General features: G+C 59.9%; 25 protein-coding genes. 6 read left to right on the forward strand and 19 right to left on the reverse strand.

Annotated features, from left to right (window positions below):
• The first annotated feature begins 21 nt into the window (after positions 1-21).
• Complete coding sequence (locus G6L97_RS03500) at positions 22-756, forward strand: class I SAM-dependent methyltransferase (protein ID WP_003512256.1); 735 nt, start codon at positions 22-24, stop codon at positions 754-756.
• A 31-nt stretch (positions 757-787) separates the two neighbouring features.
• On the opposite strand, the gene G6L97_RS03505 is transcribed toward G6L97_RS03500, so the two are convergent.
• From G6L97_RS03505 to G6L97_RS03520, 4 genes are all read right to left on the reverse strand, one after another.
• Positions 788-1,630, reverse strand: coding sequence for an MOSC domain-containing protein (locus G6L97_RS03505; RefSeq protein ID WP_111783193.1), 843 nt, complete (start codon positions 1,628-1,630; stop codon positions 788-790).
• A gap of 10 nt (positions 1,631-1,640) precedes the next feature.
• Complete coding sequence (locus G6L97_RS03510; RefSeq protein ID WP_013635802.1) at positions 1,641-2,285, reverse strand: HD domain-containing protein; 645 nt, start codon at positions 2,283-2,285, stop codon at positions 1,641-1,643.
• The gene (locus G6L97_RS03515; RefSeq protein ID WP_162686626.1) at positions 2,282-5,053 is read right to left on the reverse strand and encodes a DUF2339 domain-containing protein; all 2,772 of its coding nucleotides are present in this window, start codon (positions 5,051-5,053) and stop codon (positions 2,282-2,284) included. Before G6L97_RS03515 ends, G6L97_RS03510 begins: the two co-directional genes overlap by 4 nt.
• 241 nt (positions 5,054-5,294) lie before the next feature.
• Positions 5,295-6,848, reverse strand: a complete 1,554-nt coding sequence (locus G6L97_RS03520) for a VOC family protein (protein WP_111783332.1) — start codon at positions 6,846-6,848, stop codon at positions 5,295-5,297.
• Between the two features lie 292 nt (positions 6,849-7,140).
• Here G6L97_RS03520 and G6L97_RS03525 point away from each other — a divergent pair, with 292 nt between their 5' ends.
• From G6L97_RS03525 to G6L97_RS03535, 3 genes are all read left to right on the forward strand, one after another.
• Positions 7,141-8,184, forward strand: a complete 1,044-nt coding sequence (locus G6L97_RS03525; protein WP_065704825.1) for an ABC transporter substrate-binding protein — start codon at positions 7,141-7,143, stop codon at positions 8,182-8,184.
• 88 nt (positions 8,185-8,272) lie between these two features.
• Positions 8,273-9,061 (forward strand): ABC transporter ATP-binding protein, encoded by a 789-nt coding sequence (locus G6L97_RS03530; protein ID WP_003512279.1) that lies wholly within the window; start codon positions 8,273-8,275, stop codon positions 9,059-9,061.
• Positions 9,058-9,876, forward strand: a complete 819-nt coding sequence (locus tag G6L97_RS03535; protein ID WP_003512280.1) for an ABC transporter permease — start codon at positions 9,058-9,060, stop codon at positions 9,874-9,876. The genes G6L97_RS03530 and G6L97_RS03535 overlap by 4 nt, the downstream gene beginning before the upstream one ends.
• A 117-nt stretch (positions 9,877-9,993) precedes the next feature.
• Here G6L97_RS03535 and G6L97_RS03540 read toward each other — a convergent pair whose 3' ends face one another.
• From G6L97_RS03540 to G6L97_RS03580, 9 genes are all read right to left on the reverse strand, one after another.
• A complete protein-coding gene (locus tag G6L97_RS03540; RefSeq protein WP_038490476.1) occupies positions 9,994-10,677 on the reverse strand; it encodes a metal-binding protein ZinT in 684 nt (227 codons plus the stop codon).
• A gap of 200 nt (positions 10,678-10,877) precedes the next feature.
• Entirely contained in the window at positions 10,878-11,699 is an 822-nt protein-coding gene (locus G6L97_RS03545) for a mechanosensitive ion channel family protein (RefSeq protein ID WP_019565366.1), read from the reverse strand.
• Positions 11,700-11,778: 79 nt separating this feature from the next.
• On the reverse strand, positions 11,779-12,297 hold the full coding sequence (locus G6L97_RS03550) for a tyrosine phosphatase family protein (RefSeq protein WP_019565367.1): 519 nt from the start codon (positions 12,295-12,297) through the stop codon (positions 11,779-11,781).
• Positions 12,294-12,929, reverse strand: a complete 636-nt coding sequence (locus G6L97_RS03555) for a YfbR-like 5'-deoxynucleotidase (RefSeq protein ID WP_003512289.1) — start codon at positions 12,927-12,929, stop codon at positions 12,294-12,296. The genes G6L97_RS03550 and G6L97_RS03555 overlap by 4 nt, the downstream gene beginning before the upstream one ends.
• A gap of 2 nt (positions 12,930-12,931) precedes the next feature.
• Positions 12,932-13,780 (reverse strand): CAF17-like 4Fe-4S cluster assembly/insertion protein YgfZ, encoded by an 849-nt coding sequence (ygfZ, locus tag G6L97_RS03560; RefSeq protein ID WP_013635811.1) that lies wholly within the window; start codon positions 13,778-13,780, stop codon positions 12,932-12,934.
• Positions 13,781-13,970: 190 nt separating this feature from the next.
• Positions 13,971-14,738 (reverse strand): hypothetical protein, encoded by a 768-nt coding sequence (locus tag G6L97_RS03565; protein WP_026330794.1) that lies wholly within the window; start codon positions 14,736-14,738, stop codon positions 13,971-13,973.
• Between the two features lie 14 nt (positions 14,739-14,752).
• Positions 14,753-15,010, reverse strand: a complete 258-nt coding sequence (locus G6L97_RS03570; RefSeq protein ID WP_003496894.1) for a hypothetical protein — start codon at positions 15,008-15,010, stop codon at positions 14,753-14,755.
• Positions 15,011-15,115: 105 nt separating this feature from the next.
• Positions 15,116-15,556, reverse strand: a complete 441-nt coding sequence (locus tag G6L97_RS03575) for a TIGR02301 family protein (RefSeq protein ID WP_080798898.1) — start codon at positions 15,554-15,556, stop codon at positions 15,116-15,118.
• Positions 15,557-15,734: 178 nt separating this feature from the next.
• Positions 15,735-16,151, reverse strand: a complete 417-nt coding sequence (locus G6L97_RS03580; protein WP_003512297.1) for an NUDIX hydrolase — start codon at positions 16,149-16,151, stop codon at positions 15,735-15,737.
• A 106-nt stretch (positions 16,152-16,257) separates the two neighbouring features.
• On the opposite strand from G6L97_RS03580, the gene G6L97_RS03585 reads away from it, so the two are divergent.
• On the forward strand, positions 16,258-16,581 hold the full coding sequence (locus G6L97_RS03585) for a YnfA family protein (protein ID WP_026330795.1): 324 nt from the start codon (positions 16,258-16,260) through the stop codon (positions 16,579-16,581).
• 10 nt (positions 16,582-16,591) lie between these two features.
• Positions 16,592-17,353, forward strand: coding sequence for an SOS response-associated peptidase (locus G6L97_RS03590; RefSeq protein WP_111783192.1), 762 nt, complete (start codon positions 16,592-16,594; stop codon positions 17,351-17,353).
• A 75-nt stretch (positions 17,354-17,428) separates the two neighbouring features.
• Here the strand turns inward: G6L97_RS03590 and G6L97_RS03595 are convergent, their stop codons facing one another.
• The 6 genes from G6L97_RS03595 to G6L97_RS03620 form a co-directional block, all read right to left on the reverse strand.
• Complete coding sequence (locus tag G6L97_RS03595) at positions 17,429-18,721, reverse strand: GGDEF domain-containing response regulator (RefSeq protein ID WP_111783191.1); 1,293 nt, start codon at positions 18,719-18,721, stop codon at positions 17,429-17,431.
• A 403-nt stretch (positions 18,722-19,124) separates the two neighbouring features.
• Positions 19,125-19,256, reverse strand: a complete 132-nt coding sequence (locus G6L97_RS03600) for a hypothetical protein (protein ID WP_003496883.1) — start codon at positions 19,254-19,256, stop codon at positions 19,125-19,127.
• A 172-nt stretch (positions 19,257-19,428) separates the two neighbouring features.
• Positions 19,429-20,298, reverse strand: coding sequence for a CDP-diacylglycerol--serine O-phosphatidyltransferase (gene pssA, locus G6L97_RS03605; RefSeq protein WP_111783190.1), 870 nt, complete (start codon positions 20,296-20,298; stop codon positions 19,429-19,431).
• Positions 20,299-20,321: 23 nt separating this feature from the next.
• A complete protein-coding gene (locus G6L97_RS03610) occupies positions 20,322-21,020 on the reverse strand; it encodes a phosphatidylserine decarboxylase (protein WP_003512305.1) in 699 nt (232 codons plus the stop codon).
• A gap of 164 nt (positions 21,021-21,184) precedes the next feature.
• The gene (locus G6L97_RS03615) at positions 21,185-23,071 is read right to left on the reverse strand and encodes an ABCB family ABC transporter ATP-binding protein/permease (protein WP_111783189.1); all 1,887 of its coding nucleotides are present in this window, start codon (positions 23,069-23,071) and stop codon (positions 21,185-21,187) included.
• Positions 23,072-23,180: 109 nt separating this feature from the next.
• On the reverse strand, positions 23,181-25,184 hold the full coding sequence (locus tag G6L97_RS03620; RefSeq protein WP_111783188.1) for a LysM peptidoglycan-binding domain-containing protein: 2,004 nt from the start codon (positions 25,182-25,184) through the stop codon (positions 23,181-23,183).
• Between the last annotated feature and the right edge of the window lie 36 nt (positions 25,185-25,220).

The following is a 25,220-nucleotide window of genomic DNA, read 5'->3' on the forward strand; positions in this document are numbered from 1 at the left end:
ATCGGGCAAGGTGAGGCAACGATGAAGCAGAATATTTACGACGACCCGCAGTTTTTCGAGCGCTACAGCGCCATGCCACGCTCTCTGGAGGGACTGCGCCAGGCGGGCGAATGGCATGAGCTGCGCGCCATGTTGCCAACGCTGAAAGACAAGACAGTTCTTGATCTCGGTTGCGGTTTTGGCTGGCATTGCCGCCATGCCGTAGAGCAGGGCGCGGCGCATGTCGTCGGGGTCGATTTGTCGGAAAATATGCTGCGCCGCGCCGCCGAGATAAACGGCGGCCCCGGCATCGAATATCGCCGCGCCGCGATCGAGGACATCGATTTTGCGCCGGAAAGCTTCGATCTGGTACTGAGCTCACTCGCTCTGCACTACGTCCGCGACCTCGATGCGGCATTCGCGAGAGTTTTCTCCGTGTTGAAATCCGGCGGCGACTTTGTCTTTTCCATCGAGCATCCCGTGTTCACGGCGCTGGACAAACAGGACTGGTTCTACGGCGAAGATGGCGAAATACTGCACTGGCCGCTCGATAACTATCAGAACGAGGGCGTGCGCCATTCCAACTGGATGGCGGATGATGTCGTCAAATATCACCGCACGGTGTCAGGCATTCTCAACGCCCTGCTGACTTCAGGCTTTGCGATCACGCGGCTCGCGGAACCGAGGCCCGATCCCGCCCTGCTGGCGGAGCGGCCGGAGATGAAACACGAAGACCGCCGTCCGATTTTCCTGATTGTCGGTGCGAAGAAGCCTTGATACGAGATCGTGAGATGCATGGCCCAGCAGCTTAACGCCTCTTGATCGCCCAGCCGTCCGGCCGTTCCTCGACTACCTTTGCCGCATCCCCAACAGCTAGCCTGCCTTCGCCGCGCGGTGTCACATTCCAGCCGAAGAGCGGTCCGGGCACGCGCCGGTCGCCGGACATGCGGATGCGGCCCATGGCCTTCATGGGGGAGGGTACATCGCGGGAGCCGGTGATCTGGTCCTGTGTCGTCATGATGCAGCGGGCGCAGGGCTTGACGAAGTCGAAACGGATGCCGCCGATCTCGATCGCCGCCCAGCGATCCTCCGCCCACGGCTCGTCCGTTTCCAGCACGATATTGGGCCGGAACCGCTCCATGCCAACGGCGTCCTCGCCATTTGCACGCATATTGTCGTTAAGGGCTGCAAGTGAAGCGGTGGTGGTGACGAGGATCTGGTAACCGTCCGCAAAGGTGACGGGCGTTTCGTTGCCGGTCCATTCAAGGCTCGCGATGCGTTTTGCGATGTCATCGAAGAACACCAGCTTCACCTCGCGCCCAAGCCACTCAGACAATGTGTCGTTGGTTTCGCTATCGGCGATATTGGCGCTGACGATCGATTTCCATACGGCCACATCCATGCGCTGCCCGGAAGGCATGGCGAAAATCTCGCCACCTGCTTCCCGCGAAAGCACCATGCCGCCATCCGCGTGCTGTGCCAGAACCGTGGCAATATCAGGCAATTCGCGCTGGGTGATGAAGTGGCCCGAAGGGTCGGTCAGCATGGCGCGCCGGTCGCCGGGCAGGCCTTCCGCCGAAACATCGCTTTTCGAGAGGACAATGCCGCGCGCGCTTTTCAGCGGGTAGATGTTGAGTTCGGTCACACGCATTCAGGTCTCCTCAGATTTCGTCGAGAAACAGGTCCAGCACCTGTTTCAGCCGCTCATGGCGGTCCTTTGCCAGTTCTCGCCCGGTTTCGGTGCGGAAACCATCCGCAAGCTTGAACAGCTTGGTTTCGAAATGGTCGATGGCGAAGGCGCGATCATCAAGCGGACGGTCCTTTGCCAGCGGATCGGCCGGGTCGTAGAGCGCCGAACCCATGCGTCCGGCAATATAAAAGCAACGCGCAGCACCCACCATGCCGATGGCGTCCAGCCGGTCGGCATCCTGAAGGATCTTTGCCTCCAGCGTCTGCGGCTCGATATTGGCGGAAAAACTATGTGTGGTGATGGCATGCGCGGCGGCGTCAATATCGGCCTGACGCCAGCCAAGCCCGGCCAGAATGCCGGAGGCCTTTTCCGCCGCCAGCCGTGAGGCCTGCGCGCGAAGCGGCGAGTTCTTCTCCACAGCTACGCAATCATGCAAGAGCACGCTCGCCGCCAGCACCGTACCATCGCCGCCTTCGCCCGCATGGATGCGCATGGCGTTGCGGAAGACGCGGTGGATATGGGCAAGATCGTGTGAGCCGTCGCCCGCATCGGCGGCATGCGGTATCAGGTCCTGCGCAAGCGCCGCATAGGGCGCAAAAGCCTCAGCCGGGATCATGTCTTCGGCTGCCGGGTGAGGATTTTCTGATAGAACAGACCGATGCCGATCAGCACGACGCCAAGCCCGATGAAGGACAGCGCCCGCAGCACGCCCTCAAGATTGCTCATGTCGATCAGGAATGCCTTGGCGACGGAGATCAGCACGAAGGCGGCGGATGCCAGACGCAGGCTGCGGGCATTGAAGCGCGAACCGACGATGAGCAGCAATACGCCGATCAACAGCCAGACCACCGAGTAGCTGTAGGTCTCGCCCTGCAGGAAGCCTTTCCAGTTGGCAATGTTTTCACCCTGCCAGAAACGGCGGACCGAAAGCGTGGCCCAGGCAAAGCCGAGTGCGGCACCCGCCACGGCCAGCAGGCTGACATAGGCTGCAGGCCGCTTGCCGCGTGCGTAATAGGCAAGGCCGCCATAGGCAAGCGCCGGCAGCAGGTAACCGATCAGCAGCAGGTTGAGGAACGGGATGCGGCCGGTATTTTCGCCGGTGAAATAGGGGTTCAGCGTGAAGAAATGCATCACCAGCACGTTGATGACGGCGATAACGCCTGCAATCATCGAGCCGTAACGGAAGACGGGGCTGGGGCTCTTCAAATCGAGCGTCATCAGTACGCCTGAAAAACCGATGGTCAGCAGCGTATAGATCGACTGTTCGCCAAGCGTCGGCACGCTTTCGTCCAGTGTGCCGCCATTCATCGCATGGCGGATGAGGATTGCGACCGCCAGCAGGCCCATCAGGCTGGCGATGGCCTGCAGGAAGTTCTTTGCCCGGAAGCCCGGCCAGTCGCGCAGCATCCAGGCGGAGACGATGGCGAGCAGCGCCGGAATGCCGTAACCCGGCAGAAGCGCGTTGAAGACCGGCGTGAGCCCAAGATTTTGCGGCCCGACGATGGTCGGCTCCCAGGCGATGCGGCCAAGAACGGCAACACTTGCCACCGCCATGACCCAGGGCAGCACATCCCAGTTGCGCTGTCGGGTTGCCAGCACATAACCGAAACCGATGACGGAAAGCAGTATGGTTGTCGTAAGCCCCTCAGTCAGCGTGTGCAGGCTTAGCGCGAATGCGGCAAAGGAGCCGAGCACGAGGATGTTGAGCGGCTTGCGATAGGCCTCGTTGTTTTGTCGGTGCAGCCATTCGGCAGCCGCGATCAGCAGGAAACCGAGGCCGAGGCCATAGGCTGCATGCAGCCAGTCACGACCGAGATTTCCATATTCGACGAAGCTCGCGGTTCCGAGCCAGACCGGAAAGAGAGCTGCAATCCCCGCCCAGAGCTGGGCGAAATCCGGATCGTCCGCGCCCTTGCGTTTGAGGAAGGAAAAACCGCAGAGCAAAAGAACGGCGCCAAGACCAAGCGCCATGGCGATTTCAGCCATGTAGCCGGTTCGAACCGGCGGCAGCGCAATCGAGGTATCGTTGATGATGCCGATAAAATCGAGCCCGGAGCGAGACATCATCGAGACCGCAGCCTGCGCGCCAAGTGCTGCGATAATGGCGGGCCAGACCGCGTTGCGGCGGGAAGCACCAAGGGCAGCCAGCCCTGCGATGAGCGCTGAGACAATCACGGCCGGATGAAGGTCGATGCCGGCGCCGATGACGAGAAAGCTGAATGCCGGCAGGATCACGGCCATTGAGACGGTGAGATTGATGGCAAGCGACGGGCGCAGCAAAAGCCGCATGGCGCGAACGGCGCGCCGCCCGGAAGTTACGGTTTCTCCCGTTTCGGCAGGTGCTGTGTCGAAATAGCGTCCGGGCCAGAGGAAGATCGTACCCGCAAGCATGACGAGCAGCGCAAGGACCGGAGGTGCGGCACTGATCGTGTCGGCGATGGCGATATAGCCGAGCGCCCAGAGGCCGAGACCGGCATTGGCAAGCGAGGGAGCTACGGTCCAGCGCTGCCTGCGCGCGGCAGCAGCTGTCGCGAGCCAGGAGATCGTCAGGAAGATGAACAGCGCCCAGACATCAGGCGTTTCGGTGGCGATCAGCGCAGGCGTCAGCATAGAGCCCAAAAGGCCAAGACCGGCGAGCGCCTGCCCGTGCAGAAGTGAAAGGCCAATAGTGGCGAAGGCGACAAGCCCGAGCAGGATGAAAGCGGTGGTGGGGCTTATGTAGTCGTAAATGCCGTAGGCGGCATAGATAACGCCGAACAGCGTCAATGCGCCGGCGGCCGTCAGCACGCCCGGTATCATGGCGTTGGAATAGGTCGTAGCGATGCCCGGCACGGCCTTGCGGCGGATTGCTTCGCCGGCAAGACCGAGAACGAGGCCGAAAATGGCGGCGAGCGAAAGCCGCACGGCCGGGCTCAGGAGCCCAGACTCGATCGAATATTTGATGAGGAAAATGCCTCCGAGCGCCAGCGCCAGCCCACCTGCCCACACTGCCCAGCGTGCGCCCAGCAGACTTTCGAAGCTTTCCTTCGGGGCTGACGCGGATGCGGCCTCAGTGGAACGCGCACTTGTCTCTTCCGCGCTGGCAAGGTTCTCCGCTGGCGCCATGGCCGCGGCCACTTCGGTTTCGGACGGATATTCCGTTTCGACGAACTCGTCTTCCGGCAAAGCCCGATCTTCTTCTTCCGCCCTGAAATCCGGGTTTTCCGCGGCTGCATCCGCCTCCGCCTGTGCGGCAAGAGGAGAGGCCGCCCCGGTGGCCATCAGCCGCTTCAGGCCGTGAACCTCACGCTCCAGCGACTTGATGCGGCTTGAATTGCGGATGCTTGCGACCAGCGTATAGACGAAGGCTGCGATGACGGCGAGGATGAGAAACGGGATTTCCAAACAGACTCTCCAATTACTAAGCTGTTTTTAAAGCCGTTTTGGCGAATTTATGCAAGGCTTGGTTGAGAGATGCGGGAGGTTGCCGTTTGTTTCTTCTCCCCGCCAGGGAGACGGTGGCCCGAAGGGTCGGATGAGGGGAAAACGTTGCCCAATCTCACGGCCTTTGCCCCTTATACCGCTGCCGTGGCTTTCTGGCCGGCGGGGTAGACTAAACCACGAGGCAACGCAGTATCGTCAGATGTCACGTCACAAGCCAGTGCCGTGCCGCTTCGATATCGGCAAACCCAAGATCGTGACCGTCATCGATCATTTGCACTTCTGCCCGCGCGCCGCCGGCCACAAGCCTGCCTTGCACATCTGCCGCTCTGTCGCGATATTTGTCGCGTTCTCCGGCTACGAGCAGGAAGTTGCGTCCGGTAAGATCACTTTCCGGCCATCTATCGAGAATCGGCAACGGGCGATAAAGCAGCGCATCCCCGGCAAGCTCCGGGTAGAGTGCCGCAAAGGCCGCATAGAAATTTGCGCCGTTGGAATGGCCGATGAAGCGCAGCTTAGAGCGATCCAGACCATAGGACCGAATGGCGCCGTCAATGAAGGCGGCAAAGGCTTCCGCTTCCGAGACGATATCCTTCTGGTCGAAGCTGAAATCGGGCAGACGCCGGAACCAGCGGGCGATGTCTTCCTCCGTGCTGCGGCCACGGACGCCGAGAAGCGTGGCGCCCGGAGCAGCCCGGTGCGCCAGCGGCATCAGGCTGGTTTCACTGCCGCCGGAACCGTGCAGCAGGATGATGGTGCTGCCATCGGGCTTTTCGGGCGTATAGAAGCGGTGCACGAAGGGCAGGTCGCGATAGACGATACGTTCTTCGCCCGGCATCGAAAATTGCGGCAGCGCAACGCGCACATCCGCTTCGTCCTTCATGAAGAGTGGCGGGATGAACAAATTTTCGCCTAGTGCCTCCAGCGGTTCGTCCACGGTCATGCCGGGAGCGTCGGTCGCCATTTCAATCAGCACGCCGCCCGGTTCGCGGACATAAAGCGAGTGGAAATATTTTCGGTCGTGGGCATTCGTCGTGCTGGAGTTCAGCGATTTCAACTCGGCCAGAACCGCGTTCAACTCCTCCAGATCCTTCGCGCGGAAAGCGATGTGGTCAACAGTGCCGGTGCCCGGGGCGCTGGACCAGAAGCCGGTCGCGTCGCGCACGTCGATGATGTCGCCGCTTTGCGATACGAGCCGGCGGATCGCGCCCGTCTGGCTTTCCTGCCGGTAGCCGAAATATCTTGTGAGGAACGCCACGGTTTCTTCCGGCACCTCGCTTAGCATCGTTGCGCCATAAATCCGGCGAATGGCGTCTTCTGCGGGGATGTCGTTTGTCACATGCGGCGTGGCATCGGCGAAGGCGTTCGTGCCGACCAGCTTGACGATCAGGCCGTCAGGGTCTTTCAACCGGATGACAGGGGTTCCGAATTCGTCGGATGGGCCCTCCGCGCGGATGCCGAATTTCAGCGCGCGCGTCAGCCAGAAACCAATGCTGGCAGGGTCGATCGCCAGTGAAACTTCCAGCGTCTGGCCATAACCCACGCGGCCCTGCCCACCGTCTTCCCAGACGAGGAAGGTCAAAAGCGAGCCGGGCGAGGCGTTTCCGTCGCCGTAAAGCAGGTGAAGCTGCATGGCATCTTCAAAACCGGCAGTGCGTTTGACAAGCCTTAAGCCCAGAAAGCCGGCGTAAAAATCGACATTCGCCTGCACCTTCCGGGTGATCATCGTGATGTGGTGTATGCCCAGTGCAGAATTCATCTTGCCGTCCCCGCCGTTTTGCCTGCTGTTTGTGGCCCTATTTGTCCCACGCTGCGCCTGATCCGCAACCCCGGCAAGTGAGAACGCTGTGTTCGCTGCGTGAACGATATTGCTGTCGCTTCGTTGCATGCGGGATGGGCAAAAATCGGGCTTTTTGCCTGCCGGTTGACCAAGAATGCCTTTAAAATAAGCATACAAAATAACGGCTATTTTGTATGCAATTTTATCTTGCCTTGATGGCTGGAATTGGGTCTTATGCAACCAATCCAACCATAACCATCAGGGGGAACAGATGATATTAACGCGTAGGTTGTTGTCGAGAGCTCTGGCCATTGCTGCAGTCGGTGCCGCTGCCGGGCTGTCGCTGCCGGTAACGAGCGCCCATGCCGAAACGCCGGTAAAATTCACGCTCGACTGGAAATTCGAGGGACCTGCAGCAGGTTTCCTGCTGGCGTTGGACAAGGGATACTTCAAGGCCGAAGGCCTCGACGTGACGATCGACAGCGGCAACGGCTCGGTGGAGGCCATTCCGCGCGTGGCAACCGGCGCTTACCAGATGGGTTTCGGCGACATCAATTCGGTGATCAAGTTCCTCGATGAGGATCCGAGCCAGAAGGTCAAGGCCGTTTACATGGTCTATGAACGCCCGACATTTGCCGTCGTCGGGCGCAAGTCGCTTGGTGTCACTGGCGACCCGAAGTCGCTGGAAGGCAAGAAACTCGGCGCACCGCCGCCGGATGGCGCTTTTGCGCAATGGCCAGCCTTCAAGCAGGTCGCGGGGCTGGACGACAGCAAAATCAAGATCGAATCGATCGGCTTTCCGGTGCGTGAGCCGATGCTCGCCAAGGGTGATGTCGACGGCGTCTTCGGTTTTGCCTTTTCGGTGATCCTCAACCTGAAAAAACAGGGCATTGCCGATGACGATATCTCGACCATCCTGATGGCCGAGCATGGTTTGAATCTTTATGGCAATGCTGTGCTGGTAAACACTGATTTTGCTGAGAAAAACCCTGATGCCGTCAAGGGTTTCCTCAAGGCGCTGGCCAAGGGCTTCGCCGATTCCGTCAAGACCCCTGAAGAGGGCGTGGCGGCCGTGCTCAAGCGTAACGAGACGCTCGACAGCGCGATTGAGCTGGAACGCCTCAACATGGCCAACAGCATGAACATCAAGACGCCCTATGTGGTGGAAAATGGCATGGGCGGCGTCGATCCGGCCCGGCTTGCTGCCTCCCTCGAGACCCTGAAAGTTTCCATGGGTCTGAAAGGTAACGTCAAGGCAGAGCAGGTCTTCGACGCGGCTTACCTGCCGCCCAAGGAAGAGCGCATGCTTCCCTGATTGATGTCACGGCGACCGCCCGGATCGCTTGCCGGTCCGGGCGGTTTGCAATTTTTAAATAGCATGGGGGGCTGAAAAGGGGACTGCGATGTCACATCTCGTGGAAATAGACAATGTCGACATGCGTTACGGCGGGGCGGCCGGAACGCTGGCTGTATCCGGCCTCAACCTGACGGTCGACAAGGGGGAATTCGCTGCTGTCGTCGGCCCGTCGGGCTGCGGCAAGTCGACCCTGATGAAGCTGGTAACGGGGCTGCACATTCCGCAAAAGGGCAATGTCATCGTTGCCGGGCGGCAGGTCACGGAACCGGTTTCCATTGTCGGCATGGCGTTTCAGAACCCGACGATGCTGCCCTGGCGCACTACGCTCGAAAATATCCTGCTGCCGCTAGAGATCGTTGAGAAACACCGCCGGCGTCTGCGCGCGCATAAGGCCGAATATGTCGCCAAAGCCGAACGCCTGCTGGAAATCGTCGGCCTCAAAGGCTTCGGCTCGAAATTCCCCTGGCAGCTTTCCGGCGGCATGCAGCAGCGCGCCAATCTCTGCCGCGCATTGATCCACGAGCCGGACCTTCTCATGCTGGATGAGCCCTTCGGCGCGCTCGACGCCTTTACCCGTGAGGAACTGTGGTGCGTCATTCGTGATCTGCATACGGCGCAGCGGGTTACCATCATTCTGGTGACGCATGACCTGCGCGAAGCGACCTTTCTCGCCGACAAGATTTTCGTGATGAGTGCAAGGCCGGGCCGCGTTCTGGCGGAACACCGCGTGCCTTTTGCGCGACCGCGCCAGCTGGATATCATGTATGACAAGGGTTTCAACGACATGGTGCAGGAACTGCATGGCGAGATAGCGCAGGCGAGGGTGGCGGCATGAGTGCGTTTGTGGAAAGCAGCATGGCAACCGCGCCGTCGAAACCGCTGATCGCCCGGGTCAACTGGGTGAAGGCCGCCCCCTGGCTCTATACGCTGGCGCTGTTTGCAATGTGGGAATTGCTGGTCTATGCGCTGAAAATGCCGCCAACCATTCTGCCGTCGCCCGTGCGTGTGGGGCAGGCCATCGTGCAATATTGGTCGCCGATCTGGAAGAACTCACTGCAGACGCTCTATACCACCACGCTCGGTTTTGCGATTGCCGTCGCGGCGGGTCTCGCCATCGGCCTCTTTATCGGCTGGTCTAAAACCATCTATGCCGGGCTTTATCCGCTGATGATCGGTTTTAATGCCATCCCCAAAGTGGCGCTGGTGCCGATCCTCGTCATCTGGTTCGGCATCGGCACTGTTCCTGCGGTTCTGACTGCGTTCCTGATTTCCTTCTTCCCCATCGTCGTCAACGTCGCGACCGGTCTGGCCACCATCGAGCCGGAAACGGAGGACGTGCTGCGCGCACTTGGCGCCAGGAAGATGGATATCATGCTGAAGGTCGGCATTCCGCGCTCCATGCCTTACTTCTTCGGCTCGCTGAAAATCGCCATCACGCTCGCCTTCGTCGGCTCGGTCGTATCGGAAACCGTCGCCTCCAATTATGGCCTCGGTAATATGATGAGTTCGGCGCAAAGCCAATTCAACGTCCCACTGGTCTTTGCCGGTCTGTTGATGCTCGCCGTGGAAGGTATCGTCATGTATGCGATCATGGCCTGGCTCGAAAAGCGCATGACAGGTTGGGCGCATCGCTCGACCATGGGGCAGTGAGCGGGGAAAGAGCCGTATCAACTCGCATTGGTTGCCTTCTCCCCACTGGGGGGAAGGCGAAATCGTGACAATTCAAGGTTTGACCACAGGCTGCGGAAAACCAGGAAGAGTGCGGTCTTAATGCGCCGCCATTTCCTCGACGATCTCAGGGCCATCCATCTGGAACGGATAATAGGTTGGCCAATTGGTCACCTCGTCCAGAAGCGCCTTGCGGTCATTGCCCCAGTAGAGGTGGTAATGGCCGGCTTTTTTAGGCGCGATGGTGTGATCGCTGAACTGAATGAATTGCGGTGCATCCGCATCGCCGCCGGTCTTTTTGAAGATGTACCGCACGCCGCGATTACCCTTCTTGTAGGTCAGGATTTCCTGGCCGTCGCTGACATAAGTGCCTTGCGTTGGTTTGCCTTCCTTATAAAACGCCACGTTGTCGCCCTTGATGGTGATGCGATTGACATCCGTTTTGTAGCCAATTTCGTAATAGGCACGATATTCGGCTGCTGTCTTGTCGCCGTGGGCTGCCTTCTCCGCCATGATCCCATCGAGAGAACCGTTCAGCAGATAGGGATAGACTGACTGCCAGTCACCTTCCCAGTCTGAAAGCATGCGTGGCTTCACCTGCGCATCCTCGAAGTAACCCTTGTAGATCTGTTTCTCGGCTTCGGTCTGGCCATGGCTGTGGTCGTGGCTGTGACTATGCGCGGTGGACGTCTTGTCTTTTCCGGCCGCCAGTGCCGGGGCTGTCATCAGCAGCATGGAACCGATTGCAAGCGCGCCGGTGACGCGGGTGATGGTTTTTTGCATTCTTCTGGCCCTTATGTGGTTATAAATCGAAGGGTAAGTTATGTAATAACATTACGCATAGGTCGTATAAACACGTCCTTCGCCAGACGCAAGAGCGCCTGCCGCCACCCTTGCGGGAAAAATGGTGAAAGCCGGCTCAGGGCCGGCTTTCATATGGGAAAAAGTCGTATGGAGAAGGGAGCGGCTGGGACGCTCTCAATTCACGCGGTTTGTGCGGTTAATTCCGCCTTGCGCTCATCGAAAGCGAGCTTCATTGCCTTCGTCACGTCACGCGTGGTTGCGAAGTAATTGTCGCTGCGCGCCCAGTAGCGCAATTTCACCGTGGCGCTGTCGGCGCTGACCGAATCGACGAAGGTAACCGGGGCGGGGTCCAGCAGTACCCGGCTTTCCGAGCGCACCACACGCATCAGCATGTCCTGTGCCGCAGCCAGATCCTCGTCGCTCTTAACCGTCAGGCTCAATTCGTGGCGGCGTGAGGGAAAGCGGCTGTAATTGGTGATTGGCACGTTCCACAGGGTGGAATTTGGCGCAAGGCGGTAAAGCCCATCGCTGGTTTTAAGCTCGGTCGCAAATAGGCCGATTTCGATCACCGTGCCGCTCACGGCGCCAGTCTCGATATATTCGCCAACCCGGAAGGGACGCAGCACCAGAAGCATGATGCCGGCGGCGATGTTCTGCAATGTGCCCTGAAGCGCCAGGCCGATGGCGAGGCCGGCAGCGCCGAGTGCCGCAAGAATGGAGGCCGTCTGTACACCAAACTGGCCAAGCACCATGACCAGCACCAGAATAAGCACCACGTAACGGATGGCACCTGCGAAGAAACCGGCAAGCGTCGCATCGAAGCCGCGGATGCGGGACAGGCCCTGAAAAGCCCAGCGCTGCAGGAAAGTCGCGGCCAGCCAGCCGATGATCAGAAGCAGCAGCGCACCGATGATCGAAAAGGAATATTGCACCGCCAGCGTGCTCGCCTGCCGTACCGCTGCCTGCGATGCGACGATGATATCCGTTGCCTGTTGTTCCATGAATTATCCCGTGATTCTTATTGCTGTTCTACTTTGGTAACGACTGGATGCCGCAGGGGTTCCGCCAAAAACGGAGCCGTCAGTTGGAGAGAGGCAGCACGAAGGGTACGTTGCCGTCCGTATCCGCGCCCCTGCCGATCGTCTTGATTGCCGCCACCAGCCTGCCATCCCGCCCAAGCAACCGGTCCCCGATTGCGATGATGCGGGCATTGGGGGTGGCGTAAGGTGAGGCGGTGCGCAGGCTGAGCGCAAGCGCCATCTCGTCCTGATCCGGATAAAGGCTGAGTGCTGCAATGACGGCTGCGGCAGGAGAGCGCGACACGCCCATCCAGCAATGGATGAGAAGCGGTGCGGACTGGTCCCATTCGCGGGCGAAATCGATCAGCCGCAGCACATGCGCATCGTCTGGCGCGATGAGATCGCCGGTGCCCTTGAAGCTGATGTCGTTCATCGCAAGGGTCAGGTGCCTTTCGGCTGAGATCACCGCCGGGCGGTGAAAGGTCTGCTCCTTTGCGATCAGCGTCACCATTTCACGGGCTTTGTGCTTCACGGCCATTTCCGCGATCCGCGACAGCGGCGATACGACGATAGAAGTCATTTAACTCCTCCAGCCGCGTTGCCGGTTTTGACCACGCGCATCGCCTCGATCGCCTCGAAGCGTTCAACGAACCGCTTCTGCGCCTCGGTCGAGGGAAGCGGGATAATGTCGAACATATCGCGGGTGATGCCGCGCGGCAGGCCGAAGAATTTCTGTGCCTCGGCAATGGAAAAACCGGCAAGCTCCGTCGCCTCGAAAAAGGCGGCAACCGTATCGGCTTTCTTGATGCGGTCTTTCAGCTCGCGCGAGGCATGCGGCGGCAGGCCAAAGCGCAGATGCACGGCCGCTTCCAGCCTTTTCTCCACGGTTTTATAACCGCCGCCGACCACGGATTTGAACGGCGAGATCATGTCGCCGATGACATATTCCGGGGCGTCGTGCAAAAGCGCCATCTGCATATCGTCGGGCGTCGCATTCGCACATATGCGGCAGAAAATGTTTTCGACGATGAGGCTATGTTGGGCGACGGAGAAGGCGTGATCGCCGCGCGTCTGGCCGTTCCAGCGGGCGACGCGGGCAAGACCATGGGCGATATCGGCGATTTCTACGTCGAGCGGTGAGGGGTCGAGCAGGTCGAGCCGCCGTCCAGAAAGCATGCGCTGCCAGGCGCGCGGACTTTTAGCGGGCGCCACGCCTATTCCTCCGCCTGTACCGCAGGATCGACGACGGGGAAGGAGATGCCGCTCCAGGCCGGCAAGGCCACAGTCACGGGAACATTCTCGGCAATGAGCGGCGTGGCGGAGGCGAGCGCATCGGCAACGCGGTCTGTCCGCACGATGGCAAGTCCCGTGTTGCCGCAAACGGTTCCAAGCGCCCCGACCGGTTTTCCATTGACGGTGATTTCGGTTCCGGTTGCGGGAAGCGCGCTTTCAGCCGAAACGGTGACGACCCGCCGTCTTGCCGTGCCGCGATGTTTCATGCGCGAGACGACTTCCTGACCGACGAAGCAACCCTTTTTGAACGAGACGCCGTCATTCACATCCATCAGCACATCATGCGGAAAAGCATCCTGCAACGCGTAATCCCGGCCGGATTCGGCAATTCCGTGCTCAATGCGCAGGGCATCATATGCCGTTATGTCGCCAGAGGCTGAAGCACCCGGCACGCGGAACAGATTGATGCCGGCCTTGGCGAAACGGCCGTCCTTCGCGCCCGCCTCCGGCACGCTTTCGCTCCAGAAAACGCTGACGCCTTCTATCGGTTCGGCCTTGAGATCAACGGGCGCGCGCAGCTTGTACATGGTCAGGCGGCGCAGCAGCGCATCCTGTTCGGCAGCGCCCGATTCGATCAGATAATCCGGCCCATCGCGCGCGATCAGGAAATCGAACAGGATCTTGCCCTGCGGCGTCAGAAGTGCCGAGGCGCGCGCCTCGCCTTGCGGCAGGTTTTCAACATCGGCCGTGATCAGATTGTTCAGAAACTCTTCGGCACCCGTGCCGGAAACTCTAATCAGGCGGCGGTCGGCAAGAAAGGCGGAAGGCATGGCATCACCGTTCGGTTCATCGAAAGCATTTCCGGCCAGGGTCGCTGAGGGCTGCCCGAGGCAATCTGCAGAAATGCTCTCTTTTTGTTTTCGCGCAGTTCCATTTGCAGAACCGCGATGCGCTTCTGCTGAATTGCTCATGCCGCACAGTTAGGATTTTTGCAAAAGAACGGCAAGCACCGCCGCGCGATCAATCGCCGGCGGTGAAGAACTTCCACTTGCCATCGGGCGAAATGCCGATGCGGTAAAAGCTGTAATTACCGTATTCCTGCATATCAGCCAGATCGCCCGCCGTGATGATGCGCAGCAGCTCGACCTTTTCCGGCGCGGTCAGCGTATTGAGCGGCTTTCCGGAGAAATAGGGGAAAACATAGGCTTCATCCGGGGTGCCGGCGTCGACATGGGCATAACCCGTGGAAAGCAGATCGATGATGATCGCCAGCACTTCCAGACCGTCCGGATCGCCGGAATAGCTTTTCAGCGCTGCGATCGGGTCGTCGCTGTCATTGCCGTCGATACGGAACTGCTTGTCGCTGGCGGCGATGAAAGGCCGCAGTTTTTCGATATCGCCCGACGAGGCGGCGTCGATGATCTGCTGGCGAAGCTTGCGTACAGCTTCCGGCGCCTTTGAAATATCATGCTCGATAACGACCGACATTTCCGGCGTATTGCCCGGCTTGGCGGGTTGCTGGGTCGATTGACCGGCGGAACGGTCGACCAGAGGGTCGGGCAGGGGAATGCCGTCCGAATCACCTTCGATCTCGTCGGGCTCAGGAGCCTGGGGCCGTTGCGGCTGTTCGCCACTTTGGGCTTGCGGCTCGCCTTCGGTATTTTGTGCGGGTTTCAGCTCGGAAAGCGCAAAGGCGCGGCTGGGCAAGCCAATGGACCCGGCGGTCAAGGCAGCCAAGATGGACAGCATGGCGGAAGAGCGCAAAAGCCCCTTGCTCAGGCAAGACATGACAGACCCCGACTTTACTGTATCACGCGCTGCGGGGAAAATTCGCCTTCAAGCATGCGCTGGCGCAGCGATTCCAGCATTGCTTCAGCACCGGCTTCGCCGTGCATACGGATGGTTTCGCGCATGGCCAGAGCGATTGCGGCATCGGCGATGATCTCCGGCTCGATGCCGTCGGCCATGCCGTCAGCCCATGCCTCGTTCTGGTGTTCCAGAGCGACCTGCATCTTTTCATGCACGATCATGTCGTCGATTTCGTTACGGCTCGTCTGCATTTTTCATCCTCGACAGGGCGGGCAAGTCCTTACCACCCTGTTAACAACACTAGCAGCCTTTTATCAAAACGGCACGGGCTGCGGCGAAAAGAGGTTAACAATCCGCTAATTTCCGAACCTGGACGCAATTTCCTGGGCGAGTGTTGCCCCTTCGTTACGGTAGCCCTCTTCTGCCATGACGGCGGCGCGTGTGCAACTGCTGTGGATGGCCGCAAAGGAACGATATCCACGGTTGAATGCAGCCGTCATGCGCTGGCGCCTTTCAGGTTCGTTGGCCGTATCGGCCGCCAGAAGATCGCTCATCGATTTGCGCCAGTCCTCCGGACCGGAGGAAGGGCACAGGGTTCTCAGATATTGCACCGCGCCCAATATCTCCGACAGCCGTGCCAGCCTGTCGTCATAGGGAGCGGGTTTGGGCGGTTGTGCTTCCGGCGGGCGAACCTCACTGGAAGCAGCCTTCGAAGGCTGCGCATGAGCGACGCCGTCTTGCCCGGCGGGTGCAAGCATGGTCAGGAAAAAAGACAGGAAAATGGTTGGCCGTATCAAAATTTTATTCTGCCCCACACATACTCGTGAACACCCGGCGGGCGGATTGGTCCTAAAGCCATCGCGGTCTTTCAGACCGCCCCGTCAGCTTTAGGTCTATATCATGTCGTTATCGCAAAACTGCTGCACAGTGTTGCGCGACATCCTCTAGATAATAGCGATTCTGGCTGGCTGGCAATCATGCAAGCAGCCGCTCGGCGCATTCGACGACGCTTTCCGGTGCCGGCAACCGGCGGATTTCCGACAATGTGAACCAGCCCGCATCCGCCGCGTCGTCGGCCGCCGTCACCGCCGGGTCCGCATCCGTTTCCACGGTAAAGACGGAGAGGAAATAGTGGCTCGTCAGCGCACCCTCGGGGTCGCGCGACGGCAGGTCATACGTCGCAAACAGCTGCGGTTTACGCGCGACGATACCGGTTTCCTCCTGAAGTTCGCGCAGCGCCGTCTCAGCTGGCGTTTCACCCTCTTCGCCGCGCCCGCCCGGAAAGGCGAACATGTCTTTCGACGGCGGATTTATACGGCGCACGAGCAGCAGCCGATCTCCATTGCGGACGATGGCGGAGGAGGCGGGGCGGGGCTTGATACGAAGGGTCATGAATGGTTTCGCTTGTTTCAGCCGTCTTGGGCCTGTCTATATTGGTCCGGGAATACCGATGGTATATTCGGGAATCGGATCGATTGTGCACGCAGAAGACGGTGGAATGAAGGTCTATCTTATTTATGCCCTGGCGGCTGTTGCGGAAATCGCCGGTTGCTTTTCCTTCTGGGCGTGGCTGAAGCTTGGCAAGACAGGCTGGATATTGCTGCCAGGCATGCTGGCGCTCGCCGCTTTCGCCTGGGCTTTGACGCTTGTGCCGACCGAGACCGCGGGCAGGGCCTATGCTGCCTATGGCGGGATTTACATTGCCGCATCGCTTCTCTGGCTCTGGGGCGTTGAGGGGCAAGTACCGGATAGATGGGATATCGCCGGCGGTGCCGTCTGCCTCGCGGGCACGGCTATCATTTTATTCGGTCCCCGGGCCTGAGGAGCAGACAATGTGCGGACGTTTCGTGCTCAAAGCGACACCGGAAGAGATTGCCGATTATCTCGACCTGATCGGCCTTGAAGATTTTCCCGCCCGTTTCAACATCGCGCCCACACAGCCGATCCTGATCGTGCTGGAGGGTGAACGGCAGGAGCGCGGCAGTAACCTGCCCAACCGTCGGGCCATGCTGGTGCGCTGGGGTTTTCTGCCCGGCTGGGTCAAGGACCCGAAGGATTTCCCCCTGCTCATCAATGCGCGTTCGGAAACGGCCATCGGCAAGGCATCCTTTCGCGCCGCCATGCGCCATCGCCGCGTGCTGGTGCCTGCCACCGGCTTTTACGAATGGCGCCGCCCGCCGAAGGAGGAGGGCGGCAAGCCGCAGCCCTATTTCATCCGCCCGAAGAACGGCGGCATCGTCGCCTTTGCCGGCCTCATGGAGACGTGGTCTTCCGCTGACGGATCCGAGGTCGATACCGGCACCATCCTAACCACCGCTGCCAACGCCGCGATCGGCCGCATTCACGACCGTATGCCGGTGGTAATCGCGCCGGAGGATTTCAGCCGCTGGCTGGATTGCAAGACGCAGGAGCCGCGCGAGGTGGCCGACCTGATGCGCCCGGTTCAGGATGATTTTTTCGAGATGATCCCGGTATCGGACAAGGTCAACAAGGTCGCCAATGTCGGCGCTGACCTTATCGAGCCGGTGCCGGAAAGCGCGCCGCTCGCGAAAATGAGGCTACCTAAGGATGATGGCCAGATGTCATTGTTCTGATGTGCTTGCTGGCATTTGAGGCTGGTCATCGCGGATCGACCCGGTCACTCCACAGTTGCCCATCCTGCGCCCGTCTTACCCGTTCCGCCCGATTTTCTGCAGGCCTTCCTGGATCATGATGTCGGAATAAACGCGGTTGCGGCCGTTCGCCTTGGCGAGGTAGAGCAGCTGGTCTGCGGCATTGAGCTGATTGTCGAAGGGTTCGCCCTTTTCGATTTCCACGACACCGAGCGAAATCGTCAGCGCCAGGCTGCTGCCGCTCAGCTGGCGGCCGTTCTTTTCGACGGCGCCGCGCAGCTCCTCGCAGAATTGATAGGCGGCATGCGCATTGAGCCCGCGCAGGAACACGGCGAATTCCTCGCCGCCAAGGCGCGCGGGAATGTGGCGCTGCTCATGGCACATGTCGTGCAGCAGTTCGGCAAGCTTCTTCAGCGCCCTGTCGCCGGCATCATGCCCCAGCGTGTCGTTGATCTTCTTGAAATGGTCGATGTCGAGAATGGCGACTGCGCCGTTCTCGTCATTGTCGTTGATGACGTCCATCAGCGCCCGCGTACGCTCGAAGAAGGAGCGGCGGTTCGGCAGACCGGTCAGATGATCCCGCTCTGCCAGTTCGCGCAGCCGTTTCAGCTGTTTCAGCGTTTCGATATTGTTGTCGATGCGGCACTGCAATTCTTCCGGCACGAAGGGACGGTAGACGAAATCCGATGCCCCGGCCTTGAGGAAGCTTGCCGAAAGCAGCCGGTCCGTGGAGGACGAGATGCCGATGACCCGCAGGTCTTCTGAGGAACGGCTGTCGCGGATGCGGCGCGTCAGCTCGTAGCCGTCCATGTCAGGCATATGGTAATCGGTGATGACAAGCTGAATCGATGGGTCCTGCGACAGGATTTCCAGCGCCTGCTTGCCCGAATGGGCTTCGCTGACCCTGAAATTCTGCCGTTCGAGGATTTCCACGAGGCCGGAACGCGCCGTCCGCACGTCATCCACTACCAGCACGGAAAACAGTCTGTTGGTCAAAATCCGGTCGACCGTTTTCACCACGGCATCAACGGTGCGATGGCCATCCTTGACGATGTAGTCAATTATTTTCTTTTCGGCGTAGCGCTTGCGCGCCTCATCATCCACCGTGGCGGTGAAGACGATCGCCGGCACCTTGTGGTCGGCAAGAAGTGCGAGAATTTCACCCTTCGGCGCATCGGGCAGATTGAGACCGGTAAGTGCCAGCGTGAAATCATGGGTGCGCAGCAGAATATCGGCCTGCGCCATGCTGTCACAGTGGATCACTTCGGCTGGCGTTTCCTCCGAAAGCCGCGACTTCAGCAGCATGGAAAGAGCAACGGAATCTTCAATCAGAAGGATTTTATCCTGCATGCCGTATGAAGCCCCCCCATGGCCCGTCTTCGTTGGTTTTCCCGCAACATCCGAATTGGTCCGATACCGCCTGTCAACGGCATCGAAAATCGGCCTTGTTCGCTGTAGCAGGAAGAATCGCTAAAGTAGAAATTTTTTTGATGCTCAGTAGTCGATGCGAGACTATCCGTACAGTCGTCCCGTGGAAGTCGAATACTTTACTTCGTTTTGGTTGCAGCTTCGTTACAGATCGGGAAGTTTTATAAAACAGGCCGGTTATGCGGTTCTTGATGGGGGCCGTACAAACGGAGACGGCGCTAATATTAGCGCCGCACATTTAACCGGGTGTTTTTTCGGATTGACCGTTACCATCGCAAAGTCTGCGAGGCCGTGGATGCTGTGCTTTCAAGAAAAGCGAATTTTTTCAAGCGGTTTTGGCGGCAGGCTTACGCTTCAGCATCAGGGCTGCGGCCGCAACGGCCTTCAGTCCGAGCGGTCGGTAGTGGCTGTTGAGGTCGGGCTTCGCCTGCGGCTGTGCCTTCGTCTCGTTCGTCATTTCTCTTTCTCCACAATTCACGTCAATCGCCGTTTCGATGCGTGTGAGCTACTTCTCTCGTGGGTAATCTTGACGGATTCGAGGCGAAAGAAAGCGAAGCCCGCTTTTCGGGCTGCGACATTTTGTGTCACATCAAACGACGGTTCGTCGGAGAAAAATAATACCTGCGGTTTCAAATACCGCGATCAAGGCCGTTGCCGCCATTGGCGTCGTCATGCGCGTCCTCCTCAATCGTCAGCGTGCCATAACGGCGGTGCCAGAGGCGGGCGCTGATGGGGATGAACACGAGATAGGCAGCAACCGTCAGAACCAGTACCTCCCAGGTGAAGCTCATCAGCATCGCGACGTAAAGCACGACGACGAGGATCATCGGCAGCACCAGATCGCGGCGAATGCGGCTGGTACCTGACTTCCCCGACCAGACAGGCAGGCGGCTGATGAGAAGATAACCGATCAACACGGTGTAGGCGGCGGCGATATAGGCGAAGGGCTTGCCCGTCTCGACACCAAGGAAGCCGAGATAAACAGGCAGAAGCACCAGCATGGCGCCCATCGGGGCCGGAACGCCCACGAAAAATTCGTTCTGCCACGGCGCCTTCACCGGGCGCTCGATCATGACGTTGAAGCGCGCCAGACGAAGGCCTGCGGCAATCACGTAGATGAGGGCGGCGATCCAGCCGATCGAACGCGCCTGATCGAGCATATAGATATAGACGACGAGGGCAGGGGCGACGCCGAAATTGACGATGTCTGCCAGACTATCCATCTGTTCGCCGAATTTGGATGTCGCCTTCATCATCCGGGCGATGCGCCCGTCGATGCCGTCGAGGAAGGCGGCAAGCAGCACCATGCCCACGGCCAGCTCGAACCGACCTTCAATGGCAAGGCGCACGCCGCTCAGGCCCGCGCAGATGGCCAGAACGGTGATGAGGTTGGGTATCACGAGGCGAAAGGGAATTTCCCTCAGGCGCGGCCCACGGCCGCTGTCGTTGCGGCCCTCATGTTTTCCGTTCTGTTGCGGCTCCGAGATCGGCGTTTCCATGGCGCATGCCCTTCCTGTTTTCGTCAGCCGCGACGGCTAAGGACCGGACCCTTGGCGGAGCCGAACTCGGCCAGAACCGTTTCGCCGGCAATTGCCGTCTGGCCCACCGAAACGCGCGGCTGAAAACCTTCGGGAAGGAAGATATCGAGGCGCGAACCGAAACGGATAAGACCGAAACGCTCGCCGGCATCAACTGGTTCATTCGGCTTGACCCAGCAGACGATACGGCGGGCGACCATGCCGGCAATCTGCACCACGCCAACCTTGCCATGCGCTGTCTCGATGACGAGGCCGTTGCGCTCATTGTCTTCGGAGGCCTTGTCCACTTCCGCATTGAGGAAGAGGCCGGGGCGGTAGGCGACATTGACGATGCGGCCGCGCACGGGCGCGCGGTTCACATGGCAGTTGAACACGTTCATGAACACCGAAATGCGCACCATCGGCTCCTTGCCGAGTTCCAGCTCCAGCGGCGGAACGACGGTCTGGATGGCGGACACCTTGCCGTCGGCAGGGCTGATGATCAGGTCGTCATCCTGCGGCGTCACGCGCTCGGGGTCGCGGAAGAAGTAGGCGCACCAGGCCGTCAGCACCAGACCGACCCAGAACAGCGGTTCGGATATCCAGCCGAGCACCAGCGATGCCACGAAGAAGGCGGCCACGAAGACGTAGCCTTCCTTGTGGATCGGTACGATGGTGTTGCGAATGGTGTCGAACAGATTCATAAGTTTCCTTGCTCCGGTTTCCGCCTGCCGCGTCTTTATATGGTCGTGATACGACATCATCCATACGGGCATGCGACAAAGTTCGCTTAGCTGGTTACAGCCAAACTCCCCGCCCGGCAATGGTCCGGTTGGTGTGCCGCCCTGTTGTCAGGGGTTTATGCCCGTCAATGCGCGGGTTCGCCGCGGTCAACAACGCCAAGATCGTCGGTTTCGCGAACATGGCGCAGCATTTCCTCTGCGCGAATGGCTTCGCGCTGGCGGCTCCACATCGAGGCATAAAGCCCGTTCTGTGCCATCAGCGAGGCGTGGGTTCCGCGCTCGGCGATCAAACCTTCCTTCAGCACGATGATTTCATCAGCGCCGATGACGGTGGAGAGGCGGTGGGCGATGACCAGCGTCGTGCGGTTTTTCGAAACGATATCAAGCGCGCTCTGGATTTCCTGTTCCGTATGGGTGTCCAGCGCAGAGGTTGCTTCATCGAGAATGAGGATCGGCGGCGCTTTCAGAATGGTTCGGGCAATCGCCACGCGCTGCTTTTCGCCGCCGGAAAGTTTCAAGCCCCGTTCGCCAACCATGGTGGCGTAACCCTCCGGCAGTTTGCCGATGAAAGCGCTGATCTGGGCCGCATCCGCCGCTGCCGTGACCTCCTCGGTCGTTGCCGAAGGGCGTCCGTAACGGATGTTGTAGGCGAGCGTATCGTTGAACAGCACGGTATCCTGCGGCACCATGCCGATCATCGAGCGTAGGCTCTTTTGCGTCACGTCGCGAATGTCCTGCCCGTCGATTGTGACGGCGCCTTCCTGAATATCGTAGAAACGATAAAGCAACCGCGAGATCGTCGATTTTCCGGCACCCGAAGGACCGACGATCGCCACCGTCTTGCCCGCAGGCACATCGAAGGAAATGCCCTTCAGGATCGGTCTTTCCGGATCGTAGGCGAAATGCACGTCGCGGAAGGAAATGGCACCCGGTCCGGCCACAAGCGGCTTCGCATCCGCCCTGTCGGTAACCTCGGCCTCGACCTCGAGAAGTTCGAACATCTGTTCGATGTCGGTCAATCCCTGGCGAATTTCACGATAGACGAAACCGATGAAGTTCAGCGGTACCGAAAGCTGCAGCAGGAGCGCGTTGATGAACACGAAATCGCCGATGGTCTGCTCGCCGCGTTGCACGGCCATCGCCGACATCACCATCATGACAGTGGAGCCGATGCCGAAGATCACGCCCTGTCCGAAGTTCAGCCAGCCGAGCGACGTCCATATCGAGATCGCCGATTTTTCGTAACGCTCCATGGCGACGTCAAAGCGCTTCGCCTCCATCTCCTCATTGCCGAAATATTTGACGGTTTCGAAGTTCAAAAGTGAATCGATCGCCTTGGTGTTGGCGTCGGTATCGCTGTCGTTCATGGCGCGGCGAATGGAGATGCGCCAGTTGCTGGCCCGCACGGTGAACCAGATATAGGCCCAGACGGTGACAACCGTGACCAGCACATAGGAAAAGCCGTAGGAGGTCCAGAAAATGATCGCCGTCAGCAGGAATTCGATGAAGGTCGGTGCGGTGTTGAGAATGGTGAAACGGACAATGGTTTCGATGCCCTTGGTCCCACGCTCGATAACCCGTGAAAGCCCGCCGGTCTTGCGCTCCAGATGGAAGCGCAGGGAAAGCCGGTGCATGTGCACGAAGGTTCTATAGGCGAGCTGGCGCACGGCATGCTGGCCGACGCTGGCAAACAGCGAATCGCGCAGCTGGTTGAGCCCGACCTGTATTAGCCGCGTCAGATTATAGGCGATGACAAGCGCGACAGCACCGAGCAGGAAGGCCGGAACCAGCCCGACCATGTCCAGCTTGCCGTTCAGCGCATCCGTTGCCCATTTGAAGAAATAGGGAACGAGGATCAGCACCAGCTTGGCGACAACGAGAAACGCCGTCGCCCAGATTACCCGCATTTTCAGGTCAAGGCGGCCTTCCGGCCACATGTAGGGCCAGAGGTTGATGAGGGTCTGCGTGGGATTGCTGGAATCCGCCGAAATGGTTTTTTTCTTGGTGGCCATCATTTGCTCCGGGCACTGCCGGAAGCCGACAGCAGGGCGGCGGCTCTGGAAAGCCGCCGTGCTTGTCACAGGTAGGGTTGTTGCGGGGTCACCGCAATGTCTTGAACGATCAGGAACCGCTCTTCAGACGCTTGCGATGAAGTTCTTCCGCATTCGGCAGTGCCTTCTCCGGCACACCGAAAATCTGGCCGGGCTCGATCAGGTCAGGATTTTTGATCTGATCCTCGTTGGCGAGGTAGATCGTGGTGTAACGCACGCCCTGTCCGTAAACGCGGCGGGAAATCTGCCACAGCGTATCGCCGCGGCGGATGATGACGCTGTTCTGGCTTTCGGCAAGCGGCGGCTGCTCGAAGGTCTGCGGACCGGCGGGCGCCTGCGGTGCAGGTGCGGGCGGCGCGATGATGTGGAGGTCGGCAAGGCGGCTTGCCAGCGTGGCGATGCCCTTGCCGATCCCGGCAACGTCGTTCGGCCATGCCTCTACCGATGTCAGCAGCTGACGTGCCTTGGCGGCGATATCGCCGGCAAAGGCGGTAAAGGACGGCGCGGTGCCTGCGGCAGTGCGGAACTCGGAGAGCGACTTGAGGCCGATCACCACGGCGGAGCGGCCGGCAATGGCTTGGTCGAGCGCCGGTGTGGCCTGATCCTTGTAGAGATTGGACAGAATGCCGAAGGCCTTGGCGACATCCGTGCGCAGCTTTTCGAAGGCAGCGCGGTCGCTTGCCGTGCTCTGGTTTTCAGAGGGCGCGGTCGTCGTGGCGGCGGAAGGCGTTGCGGACGGTGCCTGCATGGCGACGGTTGCCTGGTCGGTCTGCGGGCGCTCGAATGGAACGCGCACGCGGACCTTCACCGTGCCGTCGGCATTCAGCTCTTCGACAGTGATGATATGGCTGCCGACGGAAAGATCGACATTGCCCTCGATGACGAAATGGCCGGAGGCCTCCGTGGTGCTTTTGCCGATTTCCTTGTCATCGACCAGCGCGCGCACGCTCGAAGCGGCAGGCGCGGAACCCGCAACGAAAATCTTCGAGCCTTCGAATTCGACGGCGGTTACCTGAACTGTCGAAGTCAACGGAGCGGCGGCAGCGGACGGGGCCGGGGTACCAGCGGCAGGCGCGGGCGTCGTGGTGGCGGCAGCTGTTGCCGACTGACCCGGTTGCGCGGCTTGCGGGGGCTGGAGTGCTGAAGGTGCCGCCTCCGGCATTGCCAGCACGCGGCTTGCTTCACCGGGCTTGGACACCATTGCCAAGAGTTCGCCCGCCTTGCCGTTGGGCACGGAAACGGTTGCGACTTCTTCGGATTGCGTTGCCTTGCCGCTGGCGTCGGTCGAGCGCAGCACCAGCTCATGGTCGCCCGGTGGCAGGGGATTGTCAAAAACGGCGGCGAAATCGCCCGATCCGTCGATGGTCGTCTGCGCGATCACCTTGCCGTTGCTGAGAATTTCAAGCTTGGAGCCGGGCTGTGCCTTGCCTGCGACAACAGCCGAACCATCGGGCTCGACGCGGAGCACGTCGAAGGTCGGTGCGCCCGATGTGGACTGCGCTGCATCGGCGGCAGGAGCGGCGGGTTGGGGCTGCTGTGCAGCGCCATCGTCGGTGCCGGTGAAGACACCCGCCAGACGGCGAACCTGTGCCGCCGCCGCCGCTGCACTATCCGGCAGACCGCGCAGGAAAGCGGTGGTGCGTTCGGCCGCAGTGCGCGCCGTGGTGATGAGGCGCGACGTCGTTTCATCCAGCGTCTCTGGAATTTCGATATTGGTCAGTTCCTTGAGCGATGCCTCGACCTTCTTGCGTGCTGCCGCAAAGTCGGCGTCGGACGGAACCTTGCTATCGGCGAAAAGCGTGGTCAGATCCTTGATCGACTGGGTTGCGGAAGCCGCGAGGCGCCCGACCTTGTCGGCGATATTGGCGGTCTCCTGAGCGGCGTCGGACAGGATGTCTCCCGCCTTGTCGCTGCCCATTTCAACGCTGTTCTTCACTGCGTTGCCCGCTTCGTTGATGGCATCGCCGATCGGTTTGACGTCATTGGAAATTCTAGGCAGGACGAAAAAGATCATGAGCAGGGACGCGATGCCCAGCACGATCAGTGCCAGCAAACCGGCTTTATTGTTTTTCATCCTGGAATCTCCGGGTATTGTAAGCTTTTTACACGA

Origin of the sequence: Agrobacterium tumefaciens, assembly GCF_013318015.2 — a bacterium.
Taxonomy (GTDB): domain Bacteria; phylum Pseudomonadota; class Alphaproteobacteria; order Rhizobiales; family Rhizobiaceae; genus Agrobacterium; species Agrobacterium tumefaciens.

What these genes read in the sequence shown, in the direction of transcription:
- pssA (WP_111783190.1), bottom strand. Translation starts at nt 20,298, where the DNA reads ATGGAAACGCCGATCTCGGAGCCGCAACAGAACGGAAAACATGAGGGC.
- G6L97_RS03500 (WP_003512256.1), top strand. Translation starts at nt 22, where the DNA reads ATGAAGCAGAATATTTACGACGACCCGCAGTTTTTCGAGCGCTACAGC.
- G6L97_RS03540 (WP_038490476.1), bottom strand. Translation starts at nt 10,677, where the DNA reads ATGCAAAAAACCATCACCCGCGTCACCGGCGCGCTTGCAATCGGTTCC.
- G6L97_RS03510 (WP_013635802.1), bottom strand. Translation starts at nt 2,285, where the DNA reads ATGATCCCGGCTGAGGCTTTTGCGCCCTATGCGGCGCTTGCGCAGGAC.
- G6L97_RS03520 (WP_111783332.1), bottom strand. Translation starts at nt 6,848, where the DNA reads ATGAATTCTGCACTGGGCATACACCACATCACGATGATCACCCGGAAG.
- G6L97_RS03525 (WP_065704825.1), top strand. Translation starts at nt 7,141, where the DNA reads ATGATATTAACGCGTAGGTTGTTGTCGAGAGCTCTGGCCATTGCTGCA.
- G6L97_RS03620 (WP_111783188.1), bottom strand. Translation starts at nt 25,184, where the DNA reads ATGAAAAACAATAAAGCCGGTTTGCTGGCACTGATCGTGCTGGGCATC.
- G6L97_RS03550 (WP_019565367.1), bottom strand. Translation starts at nt 12,297, where the DNA reads ATGACTTCTATCGTCGTATCGCCGCTGTCGCGGATCGCGGAAATGGCC.
- G6L97_RS03580 (WP_003512297.1), bottom strand. Translation starts at nt 16,151, where the DNA reads ATGACCCTTCGTATCAAGCCCCGCCCCGCCTCCTCCGCCATCGTCCGC.
- G6L97_RS03565 (WP_026330794.1), bottom strand. Translation starts at nt 14,738, where the DNA reads ATGTCTTGCCTGAGCAAGGGGCTTTTGCGCTCTTCCGCCATGCTGTCC.
- G6L97_RS03610 (WP_003512305.1), bottom strand. Translation starts at nt 21,020, where the DNA reads ATGAATCTGTTCGACACCATTCGCAACACCATCGTACCGATCCACAAG.
- G6L97_RS03585 (WP_026330795.1), top strand. Translation starts at nt 16,258, where the DNA reads ATGAAGGTCTATCTTATTTATGCCCTGGCGGCTGTTGCGGAAATCGCC.
- G6L97_RS03615 (WP_111783189.1), bottom strand. Translation starts at nt 23,071, where the DNA reads ATGGCCACCAAGAAAAAAACCATTTCGGCGGATTCCAGCAATCCCACG.
- ygfZ (WP_013635811.1), bottom strand. Translation starts at nt 13,780, where the DNA reads ATGCCTTCCGCCTTTCTTGCCGACCGCCGCCTGATTAGAGTTTCCGGC.
- G6L97_RS03535 (WP_003512280.1), top strand. Translation starts at nt 9,058, where the DNA reads ATGAGTGCGTTTGTGGAAAGCAGCATGGCAACCGCGCCGTCGAAACCG.
- G6L97_RS03530 (WP_003512279.1), top strand. Translation starts at nt 8,273, where the DNA reads ATGTCACATCTCGTGGAAATAGACAATGTCGACATGCGTTACGGCGGG.
- G6L97_RS03590 (WP_111783192.1), top strand. Translation starts at nt 16,592, where the DNA reads ATGTGCGGACGTTTCGTGCTCAAAGCGACACCGGAAGAGATTGCCGAT.
- G6L97_RS03595 (WP_111783191.1), bottom strand. Translation starts at nt 18,721, where the DNA reads ATGCAGGATAAAATCCTTCTGATTGAAGATTCCGTTGCTCTTTCCATG.
- G6L97_RS03545 (WP_019565366.1), bottom strand. Translation starts at nt 11,699, where the DNA reads ATGGAACAACAGGCAACGGATATCATCGTCGCATCGCAGGCAGCGGTA.
- G6L97_RS03505 (WP_111783193.1), bottom strand. Translation starts at nt 1,630, where the DNA reads ATGCGTGTGACCGAACTCAACATCTACCCGCTGAAAAGCGCGCGCGGC.
- G6L97_RS03570 (WP_003496894.1), bottom strand. Translation starts at nt 15,010, where the DNA reads ATGCAGACGAGCCGTAACGAAATCGACGACATGATCGTGCATGAAAAG.
- G6L97_RS03600 (WP_003496883.1), bottom strand. Translation starts at nt 19,256, where the DNA reads ATGACGAACGAGACGAAGGCACAGCCGCAGGCGAAGCCCGACCTCAAC.